This is a genomic window from Pseudomonas arcuscaelestis (assembly GCF_016881005.1).
In the GTDB taxonomy this organism is placed as follows: Bacteria; Pseudomonadota; Gammaproteobacteria; order Pseudomonadales; family Pseudomonadaceae; genus Aquipseudomonas; species Aquipseudomonas arcuscaelestis.
In genome coordinates this window covers 80,567-95,782 of record NZ_JACOPV010000002.1, presented here as the reverse complement: position 1 = coordinate 95,782, position 15,216 = coordinate 80,567, and the positions used below count along the sequence as shown (strand labels likewise).

Genomic DNA, 15,216 nt, shown 5'->3' with positions numbered 1-15,216 from the left:
GAGGGAAAATGAAGCGTCGTCATCCACACAGGATGCGAGGCGCCACTGACCACCATGAACGGCAGGGCAGTGGCAGAAAGAGTCTGCTGAACTAGCGCGCCGTGTGAACCTGTCGCAATCGACCAGGGCAACTGTCCAATGCAGGACTCCTGTATAGGCATGCAAAAATGCGGGCGAGAAACTAACGTTCAAAAGGGGTGGGGTCAAGGCTGTTTTCATGACAATTGTTTTAGAGCGCCCGGCGTGTCGCTGTTCCAGATTTGCAACTCTGCAACGTGCCATTGTGTCTTTTCCCGGCCCGCGGCAGTGGCTAAGGTATCCAGCACGGCGAGGCGAGGGCGCGGTATGCAGCCACTGATCAACTATTTCAAGATGGTGCTGCACCCAAGCGCGGAGACCTTCCGCTTTGCGTTGCGAACCATCGTAGCCTGCCTGCTGACGCTATACCTGGCCTTCATTTTCGACCTCGACCAACCCAAATGGTCGATCATGGCGGTGTTCATCGTCAGCCAGCCGCTGGGTGGCATGACCTTGCAACGCAGCTTTGCCCAAGTGGTGGGTACCACGGTAGGGGCGGCCGTGGCGGTGCTGATCATGGCACTGTTCCCCCAGGCGCCGCTGCCATTCTTAGTGACCCTGGCGCTGTGGCTGGCGCTGTGTACGGCCGGCGGTACCTTGCTGCGCTATACAAGCTCCCATGCCTTTGTACTCAGCGGTTTTACCGCCGTAGTGGTGGCCATGCTGGCAATTCCCGAGCAAGGCAACACCCTGATGCTGGCCATTACCCGGGTGACCGAAACCTTGCTGGCGGTGGCCTGCGTGTGTGTCGTCAGCCTGATCAGTGCCCGGCCCCAGGCGGTCACCGCCGGCTATTTTGCCAAGGTCGACAATCTCATCAAGCTGATGGCTGCGCATGCCGCAGCAGCCATTCGCGGCGAGGAAGGCGCAGAGGCTTTCAGCCAGCGACAAATGCAGATCCTCGGTGAAATCAGCGCCCTGGAAGGGCTGCGTCGGCACCTCTATTTCGATGCGCCGCACCTGCGTGGCGCTAACGGCCTGGTGCAGTTACTCGGCAACCAACTGGTACTGCTGAGCTCGCGCCTGACCGTGTTGCGCAACCAGAAAATGATGATCGCCGAACGCTGGCAGGGCGCTTACCCCGACTTCATCAACCAGTTACTCGACGACGAACTGGCCTTTCTCGACCTGTTGGCGCAACAGGGCAGGGCCATGCCGGCCATTGCCCGCCAGCACTTCAGCGCGCTGCAACGGCGCTTTGACCAGGCAGCCCTGCAAGCCGAGCAGTTGCAGCAGGACCTGCCGGCAACGTTGCGCTCCCTGGCCTGGGCACTGCGCTGGGAGCAGGCGCGTCTGCTCGAACAGTTGGGCGAAATGCTTGAGCTGAGTGACGCGATCCAGGAAGGCCGTACCGGCGATTGCCTGTACCGTCAGCCGCGCACCAACCCTTTGCACCTGGACTTTCGCCTGGCGGCAATGAACGCCAGCCGCGCCTTTTGCGCGCTGGTCGTCGCCGGGTTGATCTGGATCGAAACAGCATGGGACGGGGCGCGCGCCGGAATGATTCTGGTCGGTATTCTTTGCTCGTTGATGGCGACATTCCCGCGCCCGTTGATGGCTGCGCAAAACTACATGCGCGGCCTGGGCCTGGCGCTGCTGGTGTCGGCGTTGTACCAGTTCTGGCTGATACCGCAGGTGGTCGATTTCGAGATGCTTGCGCTGTTGCTGCTGCCATTGCTGTACGTGGTTGCGGTGGGCCTGTCGACGCCAATGACGGCGGGCATCGGCATGGGCCTGGGCTTGTCGAGTTTTCTCCTGTTCGGCCCGCAGAATATCGGGGTCTGGCAGAACACTGCTATTGAGTGGTTCGAGTTTGCCGGCGCCTATATCTGTGGCGGCGTGGCGTCGTTGCTGGTCTACGCCTGGTTGTTCCCGTTCAATCCTACCCTGCGTATAGAACGACTGTTTCGTGAAACCCGCGAGCAGGTCTACGCCTTGCTCAAGGGGCCTAATTCCGACGAGCGCCAGTTTGCCTTCGAAAGCCGCATGGTCGACCGCCTGACGCTGATTCTTGGGTTGTTGCCGGCAACGCAGGATGCCCGTTCCAAAGCTTTGTTCGAGGTCAACCTGGCCTGTATGGCCCTGGGGGTTGCCCTGCGTCAGTTGCAGGAGCAGAGCCAGGCTAACCTACTGCTAGCGGACGACACCCGCGCACGCCTGGCGCACGTGTTGCGCAATACCGGTCGCTACGTTGCCGGACGAACCCAAGGGCAACTGTCGGTGCTGCTCGATACCCTGCAGACGCTGGGAGAGGAATTGGATGCCCTGCACAACGAGCAGTTTCACGCAGCGCCCGAGCAGTTGCGTTCACTGTTTCGCATTCGCGTCGCACTGTTGGTGATCGGCGGATTTCTGCGTCACTACAGCACTTATCTGGATCCTGCTGCCGAAGGAGAGCCTGCCCTTGCCCATTGATTTCGAAGTGGGTGGTGTCTATCTGCCGCCGATCGCCCAGGCCCTGATTCTAGCCATGCCGCTGTTATTCGCTTTGCTGTGGCTGCTGCAGCGTCTTGGCATGATGCAGAGGGTGTGGCATCCGGCGTTGTTCGAGGGGGCTTTGTACAGCTGTATTTGTGCCTTGATCATCCTGTTCATGGGGAGCTGAACCAGTGAAAAAACTTGTCGCCCAGGCGTCGACCCTGGCAATCGTGGTGCTGGCGCTGGTATTGGGCTGGTTCGCCTGGGAGCACTACACCCGCGCACCCTGGACCCGCGATGCACGGGTGCGGGCCGACGTGGTGACGCTCTCGGCCGATGTTTCCGGGCGCATCGTCGCGCTGCGCGTGGCAGATAACCAGCACGTGGAAAAAGGCGAGCTGCTGCTGGAGATCGATCCAGAGCGTTATGCCCTGGCGGTGGAACACGCCCGCCGTGCCATCGAGGTTAATCGGGCCAGCGAGGGCTTGGCCCAGGCGGCGATCATTGCCAACCAGGCGTTGCTCAAGCAGCGCCAGAGCGAGGAACTGCGTCGGCGTACCTTGAAGCAGAGCGCTGCGATCTCCGGTGAGGAGTGGGAAAAGGCCAGTACTGACGTCGCGGTTGCCCAGGCTGAACTGCTGCGCGGCCAGGCCAACTTGAGCCTGGCCAGTGCCAACGTGCAGTTGGCAACCGCGGCATTGACCCAGGCCGAACTGGATTTGCAGCGTACCCGAATCTATGCGCCGGTCAGTGGCTACGTGACCAACCTGCTGACCCGCCAGGGTGATTACGCCAGTGCCGGGAGCCCGTTGATGGCGTTGGTGGACAGTGCTTCGTTTTACGTCAGCGGCTATTTCGAGGAAACCAAGCTGCCGCGTATTCAGATTGGCAATACGGTGCAGATTGCCCTGATGAGTGGCGAGCAATTCGACGGCAAGGTGCAGAGCATTGCCTATGCCATTACCGACCGAGAGAACGTCCCTGGCAGCCGCTTGCTGGCCAACGTCAACCCGAGCTACACCTGGGTCAAGTTGGCACAGCGGATTCCGGTGCGAATTGAAATCGACCCCGGCTATGCCGGTAAGGGCAACCTGCGGGCCGGCACCACAGCCACCGTCACCGTTCGCCAATAGCATCACGAAAAACCTGCTGTCGGGTTGGGCAAAATGGTAGGCTGCTGGCCGCTTGTGCCCACCCGCCGATAGATATACCCATGATCCTCAACCTTGCTGTTTTTCTCTTCACCCTGACGGCCATGGAAGCTATCGGTTACCTGGCGCATCGCTACATCATGCATGGCTGGGGCTGGTTCCTGCACCGTTCGCACCACGAGCCCCATCTTGGCGTACTGGAAACCAACGACATCTACTTGCTGGCACTGGCGCTGATCGCCTTTGCCCTGGTGGCTGTGGGCCGGGCCGGGCATGCACCGTTGCAGTGGGTGGGGGCTGGGGTGGCGGCGTTCGGGGTGATCTATGTGATTGTCCATGACGGCATCGTGCATCGGCACTGGCCATTCAAGCCGCTGCCTCGCAACCGTTACCTCAAGCGCCTGTACAAGGCGCACCTATTGCACCACGCGCTCAAGGGGCGGGACAACAGCGTGTCGTTTGGCTTCCTCTATGCACCGCCCATGCACAGACTCAAGCGTCAGTTGCGCAAGCGCCGTAGCGCTGTACACGATTACCCTGCGCTTTGAGCGTAGGCTGGAACTGTTCCCTACATGGAGTACGTGCATGAGCCTGCATATCGAAACCCCGCTGTTGGCATCGCGGCCGCTGAGCCTGGCCAGTGGCCTGGACATCTGGTTGAAACTGGACGCCTTGCAGCCCAGTGGTTCGTTCAAATTGCGTGGCATTGGCCTGGCCTGCGAGACCTATGCCAAACAGGGCAAGCGCCGTTTCGTTTCATCTTCGGGCGGCAACGCCGGTATCGCCGTAGCTTACGCCGGGCGCAGCCTGGGTCTTGCTGTAACCGTGGTAGTGCCGGAAACCACCACCGAGCGCGCCAAACAGCTGATTCGCCAGGAAGAGGCTGAGGTCATCGTGCACGGCAAGGCCTGGCATGAGGCCAACGCGTTGGCGTTGTCGCTGCTGGGTGAAGACGATGCCTATATCCATCCTTTCGATGATCCGTTGTTGTGGCAAGGTCATGCGAGCATGATCGATGAAGTCGCCGCCAGCGCCTTCAAACCCGATGCCGTCGTGGTTGCCGTTGGCGGTGGAGGTCTACTTTCCGGGGTGTGCGAAGGCCTGGCCCGCAATGGTTGGAATGATGTACCGGTATTTGCGGTGGAAACCGCAGGGGCCGCATCACTGGCGGCGGCCATGGCGCACAAAGCCTGGGTGGCGTTGGACAGTGTCCAGACCGTTGCCACTTCGCTTGCAGCGAAACAGGTGTGTAAGCGCGCCTTTGAATGGAGTCAGGAACGCCCGGTGTATAGCCATGTGGTCAGTGACCAGGATGCGCTTGATGCGTGCGAACGTTTCCTTTCAGACCAGCGCATTCTGGTGGAGCCCGCCTGTGGCGCAGCTCTGGCACTGGCCTACGCGCCGAGCGACACACTCAAGCGCTATCAGCGGGTATTGGTAGTGGTGTGCGGGGGTGTGACCGCGACGATCGACCAGATCCGCCAGTGGCGCACGACCGCGTAGTTGCGTGGCAGGCGCGGGTATCAATCACGGGACAAACCCGCCACCGCCGCCGGTTCCGGACTGCGGCTCACCCACCAGCCAAACGTTGCTGCCGTGAAGAACATGATCAAACTGTAGATCGCCGCCGGAATGGCCATGGTTGAGTTGTTGAGCAGGGAAGGGGCCAGCGCCAGGGCGATGGCCAGGGTGCCGTTGTGAATGCCAATCTCCATGCCGATGGCAATTGCCTGGCGCTTGGGGATTTTCAGCAGGCGCGGCAGCCAATAACCGATGCCCAGGCTCAACACGTTGAACAGCAAGGCTGCGCCTCCCACTACGGGGGCGTAGTCGAGGACTGTTTGCCAGTCTTTGACCAGCGCCAGAATCACGGTGAACAGCAAGAACAAAGCGGCAACGATCTTCATGGGTCGTTCCATGCGCGCAGCGAACCCAGGTGCCAGGCGGCGAATCAGCATCCCCACAGCTACTGGCACCAGCACGATGGCAAACACCTGCAGCACCTTGGCAAATTGCAGGGGGATGGCCTGGTCTGCGGTCATGAAGTGCGCCAGTGCCAGGTTGACCAACAGTGGCATGGTCAGGATCGCAATCAGTGAGTTGACCGCAGTCAGGGTCACGTTCAAGGCGACATCACCGTGAGCCAGGTGGCTGAACAGGTTGGCGGTGGTACCGCCCGGCGAGGCGGCCAGCAGCATCAGGCCCACTGCCAGGGCCGGGGCCAAGCCGAAACCTTTGGCAATCAAAAAGCAGATAAAAGGCAACAGCAAGATCTGGCAGGCCAGGCCGATCACCACGGGTTTAGGGAATTTAACCACCCGAGCGAAGTCGGCCAGGGTCAAGGTCAGCCCCAACCCCAGCATGATGAAGCCCAGGGCGAGCGGTAGAAATGCGCTGAGCAATGGCGATGCAGTCATGTCGAAGGCTCTAAAAAAGGGGATGAACGGCAGTGTAGGCGAGGAATCCAGCCTGTGTTGTTTACCCTGTCCTGCGTCAAGCCGCCGCGCTTGTGGACCCCGCGCCCAAGCAGTAGCATTCGCGCTTTACTCAAGGATCATATCTGCGATGCAGTTTCAGCCAGGCATTCTTGCCGCCCCCGTTCCCGCTCAAGCCCGACATCTGTTTTTCACACTGCACACGCCGGCCGCACTGGCGGGCGCCCTCGATGCGCTGCAGCAGCATGTGGATGGCAGCCGTGTGGTGGCGGGTTTCGGTGCGCCGCTGGTGCAAGCGCTGGGCCGCTCCATCGAGGGCTTGCGTGCGTTTCCGCAATTGACCGCAGCAGTAGACAACCCGTGTACCCAGCATGACCTGTGGTTGTGGGTACGAGGCGAAGACCGCGGTGAACTGTGGTTGCTCAGCCAGGCGCTGGAAAAGCTGCTGGCGCCGGCCTTGACGCTGGTTGAGGCTACCGATGCCTTCCGCCACAAGAGCGGTTTTGACTTGACCGGTTATGAGGACGGTACCGAAAACCCGGTGGAAGACGCCGCGGTCGATGCGGCCATTCTGGCGACAGACATTGCGGGCATGAGCGGATCGAGCTTTGCCGCCTTCCAGCTGTGGCGCCATGACCTGGATTGCTTCAAGGCACTGCCACAAGCCGAGCAGGACGACATTATTGGCCGCCGCAAAGCCGATAACGAAGAACTGGAAGAAGCGCCGGAATCGGCGCACGTCAAACGTACCGCGCAGGAAAGCTTCGATCCCGAAGCGTTTATCGTTCGTCGTTCGATGCCATGGGCCGATGAGCGTGGGGCGGGCCTGGCGTTTCTTGCCTTTGGCCATTCCTTCGACGCCTTTGAGGTTCAATTGCGACGCATGAGCGGCCTGGAAGATGGCGTGGTCGATGCCTTGTACCGCTTCAGCCGACCACTTACCGGCGGCTACTACTGGTGCCCACCGCTGGCTGCTCACGGGCTCGACCTGAGCGCTTTGCTCAGCTAATCCCTGTTGAGGCCGAAGGAGGCCGGAAGTCCGTTTGTAAGAAAATTTTACGGACTTTTTACGAAGCGCCCGCGCCGCTGTAGCGATACTGGCCGGGTACTTTGTTCCGAGACGTCCTGCCGTGAGCCAAGCCCTATCTTGCGCAACAGTCCATTCCCCCGTAAAAACCTCTTCACTTAGCCTGCTGGTCGCCGCTGTCGGTGTGGTCTATGGCGATATTGGCACCAGCCCGTTGTACACCCTCAAGGAGGTCTTCGCCGGCCATTACGGCGTGCAGGCCAACCATGACGGTGTGCTGGGCGTTCTGTCGCTGGTGTTCTGGTCGCTGATCTGGGTGGTGACCATCAAATATGTGTTGTTCGTGTTGCGCGCCGACAACCAGGGCGAGGGCGGCATCATGGCGCTGACGGCGCTGGCCCGACGCGCGGCGGCCCCATACCCGCGTTTGAGTCGGGTGCTGGTACTGCTGGGTTTGTTCGGTGCTGCGTTGTTTTACGGCGACAGTATGATCACCCCCGCGATCTCGGTGCTCTCGGCAGTCGAAGGCTTGCAACTGGCCTTCGAGGGTATCGAACATTGGGTGGTGCCTATTGCGCTGGTGGTACTGGTGGGCCTGTTTCTGATCCAGAAGCACGGGACCGCGCGCTTGGGCATATTGTTCGGTCCGATCATGGTGCTGTGGTTCAGTGTGCTGGGCGCACTGGGTGTCTATGGCATTGTCCAGCGCCCGGAAGTGCTGTTGGCGCTCAATCCGGCGTGGGCGGTGCAGTTTTTTGTGGTACATCCGGGTATCGGCGTGGCCATACTGGGGGCCGTGGTTCTGGCCTTGACCGGGGCCGAGGCGCTTTACGCCGACATGGGCCACTTTGGCCGCAAGCCTATTGCCCGTGCCTGGATACTGCTGGTGTTGCCCGGATTGGTGCTCAACTACTTCGGTCAGGGCGCACTGATTCTTGGCGATCCGCACGCGGTGCGCAACCCGTTTTATCTACTGGCGCCGAGCTGGGCCTTGCTGCCCATGGTTGGACTGGCCACCCTGGCGACCATCATTGCCTCCCAGGCAGTGATCTCCGGGGCATTCTCGCTTACCCGCCAGGCCATCCAGCTCGGCTACGTGCCGCGCATGTTCATCCAGCACACTTCAAGCCAGGAGCAGGGGCAGATCTATATCGGCACGGTGAACTGGGCGTTGATGGTCGGTGTGGTGCTGCTGGTCATCGGCTTCGAGTCTTCCGGCGCCCTGGCCGCCGCTTATGGTGTTGCAGTGACCGGGACCATGCTGATCACCACGTTGCTCTCGGCCTCGGTGGTGCTGTTGTTGTGGAAAGCGCCGCGCTGGCTGGCGGTGCCGCTGCTGCTGAGTTTCCTTGTGGTCGACAGTCTGTACTTTGCCGCCAACGCGCCGAAAATTTTCCAGGGAGGGGCGTTCCCGGTCATTGCCGGTATCGCCTTGTTCATCCTCATGACTACCTGGAAACGTGGACGCAAGATTATTGTCGAGCGCCTGGATGAGTCTGCCTTGCCGCTGCCGCTGTTCATCAGCAGCATCCGCTCCCAGCCACCCCACCGGGTGCAAGGTACGGCGGTGTTCCTTACCGCCCGTGCCGACGCCGTGCCGCATGCCTTGTTGCACAACTTACTGCATAACCAGGTGCTGCATGAGCGCGTGGTGCTGTTGACGGTGGTGTCGCAGGATCGTCCGCGTGTGCCGGTGTCCGAGCGCTTTGAAGTGCAGGACTTCGGTGACGGCTTCTATCGGGTCAACCTCAACTTCGGATTTATCGAGGAGCCTGATGTACCGGCCGCTCTGCAGCTGTGCCATGTGCCTGAGCTGGATTTCAGCCCGATGGCGACCACCTATTTTCTCAGCCGCGAGACGGTGATACCGACCAAACGCATGGGCATGGCACGCTGGCGCGAGGGGCTGTTTGCGTTCTTGTTGAAAAACGCCAACAGCAATCTGAAGTATTTCAACCTGCCACTCAACCGCGTGATTGAACTGGGGACGCAGGTGGAGATGTGATTTATCGCGGGGCAAGCCGCTCCTACAATGGTAGAAGCGGCTTGCCCCGCGCTCGCTTACACCACCGCGTGTGCCTGCACCCCGACACGTTGTGCATTGCTGCGCACCAATCGGTGCATCAAGCCGGCAACCACGAAGCCCACTGCCGCCAGGCCCATCATGGTCATGAACACGTAGTTGTAACCCTGCTGCCCGGGGAAGTGATCAAGAATGGCGCCGTAACCCACGTAGGCAAACATGCCGGGGGCATAGCCGATCAGGCAGCCAATACCGAAGGCCGATCCGGTAATGTGCGAAGGGATCCCCACCTCGCCCATGGGGGCCCAGAACACGCCACGCATCGAGAAAACGATAAAGGCAAAGGACAGCGTCGCGGCCATGCCGGCGTAGATGTAGCCGGGGCTCTTGGGCACCATGAGAATGATCGCCATCATTGGCAGCAGCGCCAGGAAGGCCCATTTCAGATAGCGGCTAGGGCTTCTGAACTGTTTGTCGGCAAGAAAACCACCCGCTGGCCCGCCAAGAATCTTCAGCATGTACTGGTTGATGATGCCGTAGGCACCGACCAGCGCTACCGGCAACCCGTAGACTTCCTTGAGGTAGGGAATGAAGTAGGTCAGGCCGCAATAAACGATGTAGACCATGAACACGTTGCAACTGACCAACCAGATCGCCGGCACCTTGATGGCTTCAAGCAGATTGGACAGTGGGTTTTTCTTTGCAACGACGGGGGTTGTGCTCTGCGTGCCCTTGAGCAAGAACCAGGTGAGCACGCCAGCACCGATGTCGATCAGCGAATAGAAGACAATCGCCGCTTTCAGGCCCGCTTCAGCGGCGCCCATGGCAATGAACACACCCAGCGCCGAGAACGCTACAAGGGTATCTACCACGCCGCGCCCGCCTTCAAGCAGGCCGAACAGTCGCCCCTGTTCCTTGTCATTGCCCAGGCCACGAATGGCCTTGAGCAGCGCCGGCCAATAGATGCAGTCGGCGCACACCGCCAGCAGGCAAAACACAATCATCAAGCCGCTGTACGGCGGGAACGTCGCCAGGTAAAGGCCCAGCGCGCCGGTACCGAGCAGGCCTAGCGGGATCAGTTTACGGGTGTCGAAACGGTCGGCCAGTAAGCCACCCACCACAAACAGGCCAGTGGCGATGATGGCGTTGGCACTGAGCAGCAAGCCAATTTCTGTATGGGACAAGCCCATGAAGGTCTGCATCGGAACGTAGAACGCGTCTTTAAGGTTGGCGAGCTTGTAAATGGTGCCGCCACCGAGGATCAGTATGAGGAATTTGAACCATTTGGCCTTGTCTTGCGTAGTCATTGTTATTCTCCAGGCGTAGTGGGATCGCGGTGTCAGCCACGCGTGTCCAGGCTCAGTTCGGCCAGAGTGCGAAGTTCAGCGAGCAGGCCCTTGACGTAGCTGACCTGGTTGTTGGCCCAGCGCTGTTCGCCGGCCAGCATCTGCTCGAGGGTGAAGCCGGCGGGCAGGGGCGTATCGCTCATTTCGCGGTAGGCGATGAAGGGGTCGGCAGGTTCGTTGACGTGGCGGAACGCCGGAGCGATGTAGTGGTTTTCCTGCTCGAGAATGAAGGCGATCACCTGGGGGTGCTGTTCACCGAGCATCAACAGTTCGTACACCATGCGCGGGCTGGGCAGGTCGTCTTCGGCGCTGCCCTGGAGCACGCCGTAGTGGCCAAAGCCGTTTGCTTCGGGGACGACACGCACGCCTTTGAGGTGCACCTGGCGTATGTGCGGTGCCAGGTTCGCCAGGGCCTGCAGCGGTTGCTCGCAGGCATTGATCATGTTGCCGAAGTCGAACAACGCATGCAGGCGCGGGTGATTGGCCTGCTTGAGCAAACGGGCGATTTCATCGCTCTTGAGCTCTTCATGCTGTTCGAAGTCGAAATACAGGTTGTGCGCGTCAGCCTGCTGGCCAAGATAGTGCAGGTCCCCGGCGATGGTGTCCATGACCTGCGACAGCGTGCCCTCATAGCGTGAGTACACGCGAATGTTGCGGGTGCCGATGGCGTTGGCCACGGCAATCACCGCGTCGACGTCCGCTTTCAGCGTGCTGCTAATTTCCACATGAACCTCAAGTTCGAGCTGGCGAGCCTTGTCGGCGAAGGCGCGCAATTGCTCGGCATTCATCTGCGAGAGGCTGTTGTGCTCGCCGTCGAGCATGTGCAGGCTCAAACCCTTGAGCTCATGGCGGTAGGCGAAATCGAGCAGGTCCAAAGGCGTCAGGCGCCCGTGGGTGAGGTTGGTAAGCAATGGATAGGCATGGGCGAACAGACGAACCTGATCGATTCGCTCGATCAGTCGCAGGCTCAGGTCACGGGTCAACAGCACCGGCGCTGCAGCGCCTTTAGTCTTGTTATCGAGCAACCGGGTGAAGCGTTCTTGGATAGCATTCATTCGAGTCGTTCCTGGTGCGGGCACCGGTTCTACCGGCGCGTTCTTTATCGCGCCGGTGGGGAACACTCGATAGATCCATTAAAAACTAATTGTTAAGACCACTGGCCGTGGATCACAGCGCCTGGCCCACGGTTTTGAGCGCGTTTACCAGCGCATCGACCTTGGCGTGCGCCTGGTCTTGCGCGGTACCGGCAAAACCGATCAACAGGGCAGGGGGAAGGTAGCGCTGCAAGCAGTAGTCGCTCAGGGCATAGGTATGCACCCCTTGCTGGGCCAGTTGGCGGGCGATTTCCTGGTCATCCAGGTGCGTCGGTAACCAGGCAATCAAATGCATGCCGGCGTCTACCGGTGCAATCTTGAAGAAGTGCCCGAGCCTGCGCTCAAGCACCTCAACCAGGCACTGCTGACGCGCCTGATAGAGTGTGCGCATGCGCCGAATATGACCGATAAAGTGGCCTTCGCTCATGAAGTCGGCCGTAACGGCCTGCAGCAAGGTGGGTGGGCTGCGGTCCATGACCGCGCGAATGGTGCAGAACGGCTCGACCAGCGCCTGGGGAAGAATCACGTACCCCAGGCGCAACGAGGGGAACAGCACTTTGCTGAACGTGCCGACGTAAATCACCCGATCGCTGTGGTCCATGGCGAACAGCGCCGGCAGCGGCCGACCGCTGTAGCGCAGTTCGCTGTCGCAATCGTCTTCGATGACCCAGCGCTGGTTGCGCGCGGCCCAATCGATCAGCTCCAGACGTCGGTTGTGGCTGAGGGTCACTCCCAACGGATGTTGGCGCGAAGGGGTGGTGAACACCAGGCGCGCATCGGGGCCATCAGCGATGCCCTGTTGCACATCGATTCCCTGCTCATCGATACGCACCGGTACCACCTGGCACCCGTGGGCCTGGAAGGCGATACGCGCAGCGATATGCCCTGGGTCCTCCATCCACACCGAATCATTGGGGTTGAGCAAGAGCATCGCCAACAGATTGAAGGCTTGCTGCGCGCCGGAGACGATGACCACCTGCTGCGCGCTGCAGTCGATGCCGCGGGCGTCGAACACATACTCGGCAATCGCTTGGCGCAACCCCTCAAGGCCCAGCAGTTCACCGTAGCCGAGCAGGGCCTTGCTCGGTTTTTGCAAATGACGGTTGATCAGGCGCTTCCAGATAGGTTGCGGGAAGGCCTCGAATGCACCGTGGCTGGGCAGAAATGAAGTGGGTGTATCGGAGCTGTAGTGGGCATACGACACGCCGCGAAAATGATGACTGCGTAACGACAGCATCGACTGACTGAGCTCGGACAGCTGCGGCGGCAAGGGTGGTGGCGCAGTGTCGGCCTGTTCCGAGCGATCCCATTCATTACCGACATAGGTTCCGGCACCGGTGCGCGAAACCAGAAAACCCTCCGCAATCAGTTGATCGAATGCGTTGAGCAGGGTGATGCGCGAAAGGCTCAGTTCCTGGCTCAGGGTACGCGTTGACGGTAAGCGAATGCCGCCCTGCAGGCGTCCGGTGAGAATCTGTTTGCGTATCTGCAGGTAAAGCTGGCGGTAAAGCGGGGTAGTACTTTCCCGATCCAGCTCAATACCCGACAGCAATAAACCGGCAGGGGACTTCATTCGACGCTCACTGGCAAGGTGACAGGGGGGCAGGGTGACAGGCACACGCCTGGCCATCCTACGAGAAAGCCCTGTAAGCGGCCAGCGGTGCAGGCCGTGTCATGAAATGAAAAACCCTTGTCGCCGGATGAGAAGCACCCTGCAGACGTTGCGCATAGAGTCCAATCAACAAGAATTGACGCACTGCGTCCAGATCGATGATTGGAGTGACAAGAATGTCCAAAGTCGTACGCTTCTATGAGCCCGGCGGTCCCGAAGTATTGCGCTACGAGGATGCCGAGGTGGGCGAACCTGGCCCAGGCGAAGTCCGCCTGCGCCAGGTCGCCGTTGGCCTCAACTATGCAGACACCTATTTTCGCAATGGCACCTACCCGATCCCGATGCCCAACGGCATGGGTGTGGAGGCAGCCGGCGTGGTGCAAGCAGTCGGTGAGGGTGTCAGCAACGTAGCGGTCGGCGACCGTGTGACCTATACCGGATTTCTCAATACCCTCGGAGCCTATTGCACCGAACGCCTGATCGGCGCCGCGGCACTGATCAAACTGCCCGAAACCATCGCCTTCGAAACCGCAGCGGCCATGACCATGCGGGGCCTGACGTCGGCCTACTTGATGCGCCGCATGTATGACTTCAAGCCAGGTGACACGATTTTGCTGCACGCTGCCGCCGGTGGCGTCGGCCTGATCGTATCGCAGTGGGCACGCCTGCTCGGCATCAACGTGATCGGCACCGTGTCTACCGATGCCAAGGCTGAAGTAGCCAAGGCCCACGGTTGCACCCACACCATCAACTACAGCCACGAAGACGTCGCCAAGCGGGTGCGTGAGCTGACCGACGGGGTGGGCGCCAACGTGGTGTTCGATAGCGTCGGCAAAACCACTTTCGATGCATCCCTGGACTCGCTCAAGCGTCGCGGCCTGATGGTGTGCGTGGGTACAGCGTCTGGCCCGATCCCACCGTTCAACCCGCAGATTCTGGCGATGAAGGGCTCGTTGCACCTGACCCGTCCGGCATTGGCCGACTACATCGCCGACCCGGCGGAAAAAGCCGACCTTGCCGGTGAGCTGTTCGATCACGTCAGCAGCGGCCGGATCAAGATCGAAATCAATCAGCACTACGCATTGCAGGATGCCGTCCAGGCCCACCGTGACCTGGAAGCGCGCAAGACCACCGGTTCGTCGATCTTCGTCATCTGAAGAGGGCAGCAGCATGCACATCGAACAACTGACCTGCGCCATCGGCGCAGAAGTATCCGGGGTCAACCTGGCTGATGCGGTGCACGATGATGACCTCTTCGAACAACTGCGCGCGCAGTTGCTCAAGCACCGGGTGCTGTTTTTGCGCGACCAGAACATCAGTCGCGCCGAGCATGTGGCCTTTGCCCGGCGCTTTGGCGACCTGGAAGACCACCCGGTAGCCGGCAGCGACCCGCAACACCCTGGCCTGGTGCAGATCTACAAGCGCCCAGACCAGCCTGCCGACCGCTACGAGAACGCCTGGCACACCGATGCCACCTGGCGCGAGGCGCCGCCCATGGGCTGCGTGCTGCGCTGTGTGGAGTGCCCACCCGTAGGCGGTGACACCATGTGGGCCAACATGGTGTTGGCTTACCAGAACCTGCCCGAGGATGTGAAGCAGAAAATCGAAGGCCTGCGCGCACGGCACAGTATTGAGTCGAGCTTCGGCGCGGCAATGCCCCTGGAAAAGCGCTTGGCACTCAAGGCGCAATTCCCCGACGCCGAACACCCGGTGGTGCGGACTCACCCGGAAACCGGCGAGCAGGTGTTGTTCGTCAACGCGTTCACCACGCACTTCAGTAACTACCACACCCCGCAACGGGTGCGCTTTGGCCAGGACGCCAACCCTGGCGCCTCCGATCTGCTGCGTTACCTGATCAGTCAGGCGTACCTGCCCGAGTATCAGGTGCGCTGGCGCTGGAAGCCCAACAGCATAGCGATCTGGGACAACCGCAGCACCCAGCACTACGCAGTCATGGACTATCCCGCTTGCCATCGCAAGATGGAGCGCGCCGGGATCAAGGGCGACCGCACTTTCTAAGCACTACCGATCC

The 15,216-nt window shown here is 60.6% G+C and carries 13 protein-coding genes; 9 read left to right on the top strand and 4 right to left on the bottom strand.

All coding sequences use genetic code 11. From position 1 onward, the window contains the following. Nucleotides 1-345 precede the first annotated feature (345 nt). From H8F21_RS02785 to H8F21_RS02765, 5 genes are all read left to right on the top strand, one after another. Nucleotides 346-2,493 carry an FUSC family protein gene (locus H8F21_RS02785; protein ID WP_203583980.1) on the top strand — a complete coding sequence of 716 codons (2,148 nt, stop codon included), beginning with the start codon at nucleotides 346-348 and terminating at the stop codon, nucleotides 2,491-2,493. After that, nucleotides 2,483-2,683, top strand: coding sequence for a DUF1656 domain-containing protein (locus H8F21_RS02780; protein ID WP_203583979.1), 201 nt, complete (start codon nucleotides 2,483-2,485; stop codon nucleotides 2,681-2,683). The genes H8F21_RS02785 and H8F21_RS02780 overlap by 11 nt, the downstream gene beginning before the upstream one ends. A 4-nt stretch (nucleotides 2,684-2,687) precedes the next feature. Continuing rightward, nucleotides 2,688-3,629: an HlyD family efflux transporter periplasmic adaptor subunit gene (locus H8F21_RS02775; protein ID WP_203541263.1), complete on the top strand. Its 942-nt coding sequence runs from the start codon at nucleotides 2,688-2,690 to the stop codon at nucleotides 3,627-3,629. Between the two features lie 80 nt (nucleotides 3,630-3,709). Continuing rightward, nucleotides 3,710-4,195, top strand: coding sequence for a sterol desaturase family protein (locus H8F21_RS02770; RefSeq protein ID WP_203583978.1), 486 nt, complete (start codon nucleotides 3,710-3,712; stop codon nucleotides 4,193-4,195). A gap of 37 nt (nucleotides 4,196-4,232) precedes the next feature. Continuing rightward, nucleotides 4,233-5,150 (top strand): pyridoxal-phosphate dependent enzyme, encoded by a 918-nt coding sequence (locus H8F21_RS02765; RefSeq protein ID WP_203480280.1) that lies wholly within the window; start codon nucleotides 4,233-4,235, stop codon nucleotides 5,148-5,150. A 20-nt stretch (nucleotides 5,151-5,170) separates the two neighbouring features. On the opposite strand, the gene H8F21_RS02760 is transcribed toward H8F21_RS02765, so the two are convergent. After that, a complete protein-coding gene (locus H8F21_RS02760; RefSeq protein WP_203480278.1) occupies nucleotides 5,171-6,064 on the bottom strand; it encodes a bile acid:sodium symporter family protein in 894 nt (297 codons plus the stop codon). A gap of 148 nt (nucleotides 6,065-6,212) precedes the next feature. Between H8F21_RS02760 and H8F21_RS02755 the strand changes: the two genes are divergently transcribed. Continuing rightward, complete coding sequence (locus tag H8F21_RS02755) at nucleotides 6,213-7,091, top strand: Dyp-type peroxidase (protein WP_203480277.1); 879 nt, start codon at nucleotides 6,213-6,215, stop codon at nucleotides 7,089-7,091. A 121-nt stretch (nucleotides 7,092-7,212) separates the two neighbouring features. After that, on the top strand, nucleotides 7,213-9,114 hold the full coding sequence (locus H8F21_RS02750; RefSeq protein ID WP_203480275.1) for a potassium transporter Kup: 1,902 nt from the start codon (nucleotides 7,213-7,215) through the stop codon (nucleotides 9,112-9,114). A gap of 56 nt (nucleotides 9,115-9,170) precedes the next feature. Here H8F21_RS02750 and H8F21_RS02745 read toward each other — a convergent pair whose 3' ends face one another. From H8F21_RS02745 to pdxR, 3 genes are all read right to left on the bottom strand, one after another. Further along, on the bottom strand, nucleotides 9,171-10,439 hold the full coding sequence (locus H8F21_RS02745; protein ID WP_203583977.1) for an MFS transporter: 1,269 nt from the start codon (nucleotides 10,437-10,439) through the stop codon (nucleotides 9,171-9,173). A 32-nt stretch (nucleotides 10,440-10,471) separates the two neighbouring features. Beyond that, the gene (locus H8F21_RS02740) at nucleotides 10,472-11,533 is read right to left on the bottom strand and encodes a sugar phosphate isomerase/epimerase family protein (RefSeq protein WP_203583976.1); all 1,062 of its coding nucleotides are present in this window, start codon (nucleotides 11,531-11,533) and stop codon (nucleotides 10,472-10,474) included. Between the two features lie 112 nt (nucleotides 11,534-11,645). Further along, complete coding sequence (gene pdxR, locus H8F21_RS02735) at nucleotides 11,646-13,145, bottom strand: MocR-like pyridoxine biosynthesis transcription factor PdxR (RefSeq protein WP_203480266.1); 1,500 nt, start codon at nucleotides 13,143-13,145, stop codon at nucleotides 11,646-11,648. Between the two features lie 215 nt (nucleotides 13,146-13,360). Between pdxR and H8F21_RS02730 the strand changes: the two genes are divergently transcribed. Further along, on the top strand, nucleotides 13,361-14,341 hold the full coding sequence (locus tag H8F21_RS02730; protein ID WP_203480263.1) for a quinone oxidoreductase family protein: 981 nt from the start codon (nucleotides 13,361-13,363) through the stop codon (nucleotides 14,339-14,341). Between the two features lie 13 nt (nucleotides 14,342-14,354). After that, nucleotides 14,355-15,203, top strand: a complete 849-nt coding sequence (locus tag H8F21_RS02725) for a TauD/TfdA dioxygenase family protein (protein WP_203480260.1) — start codon at nucleotides 14,355-14,357, stop codon at nucleotides 15,201-15,203. Nucleotides 15,204-15,216: the final 13 nt, after the last annotated feature.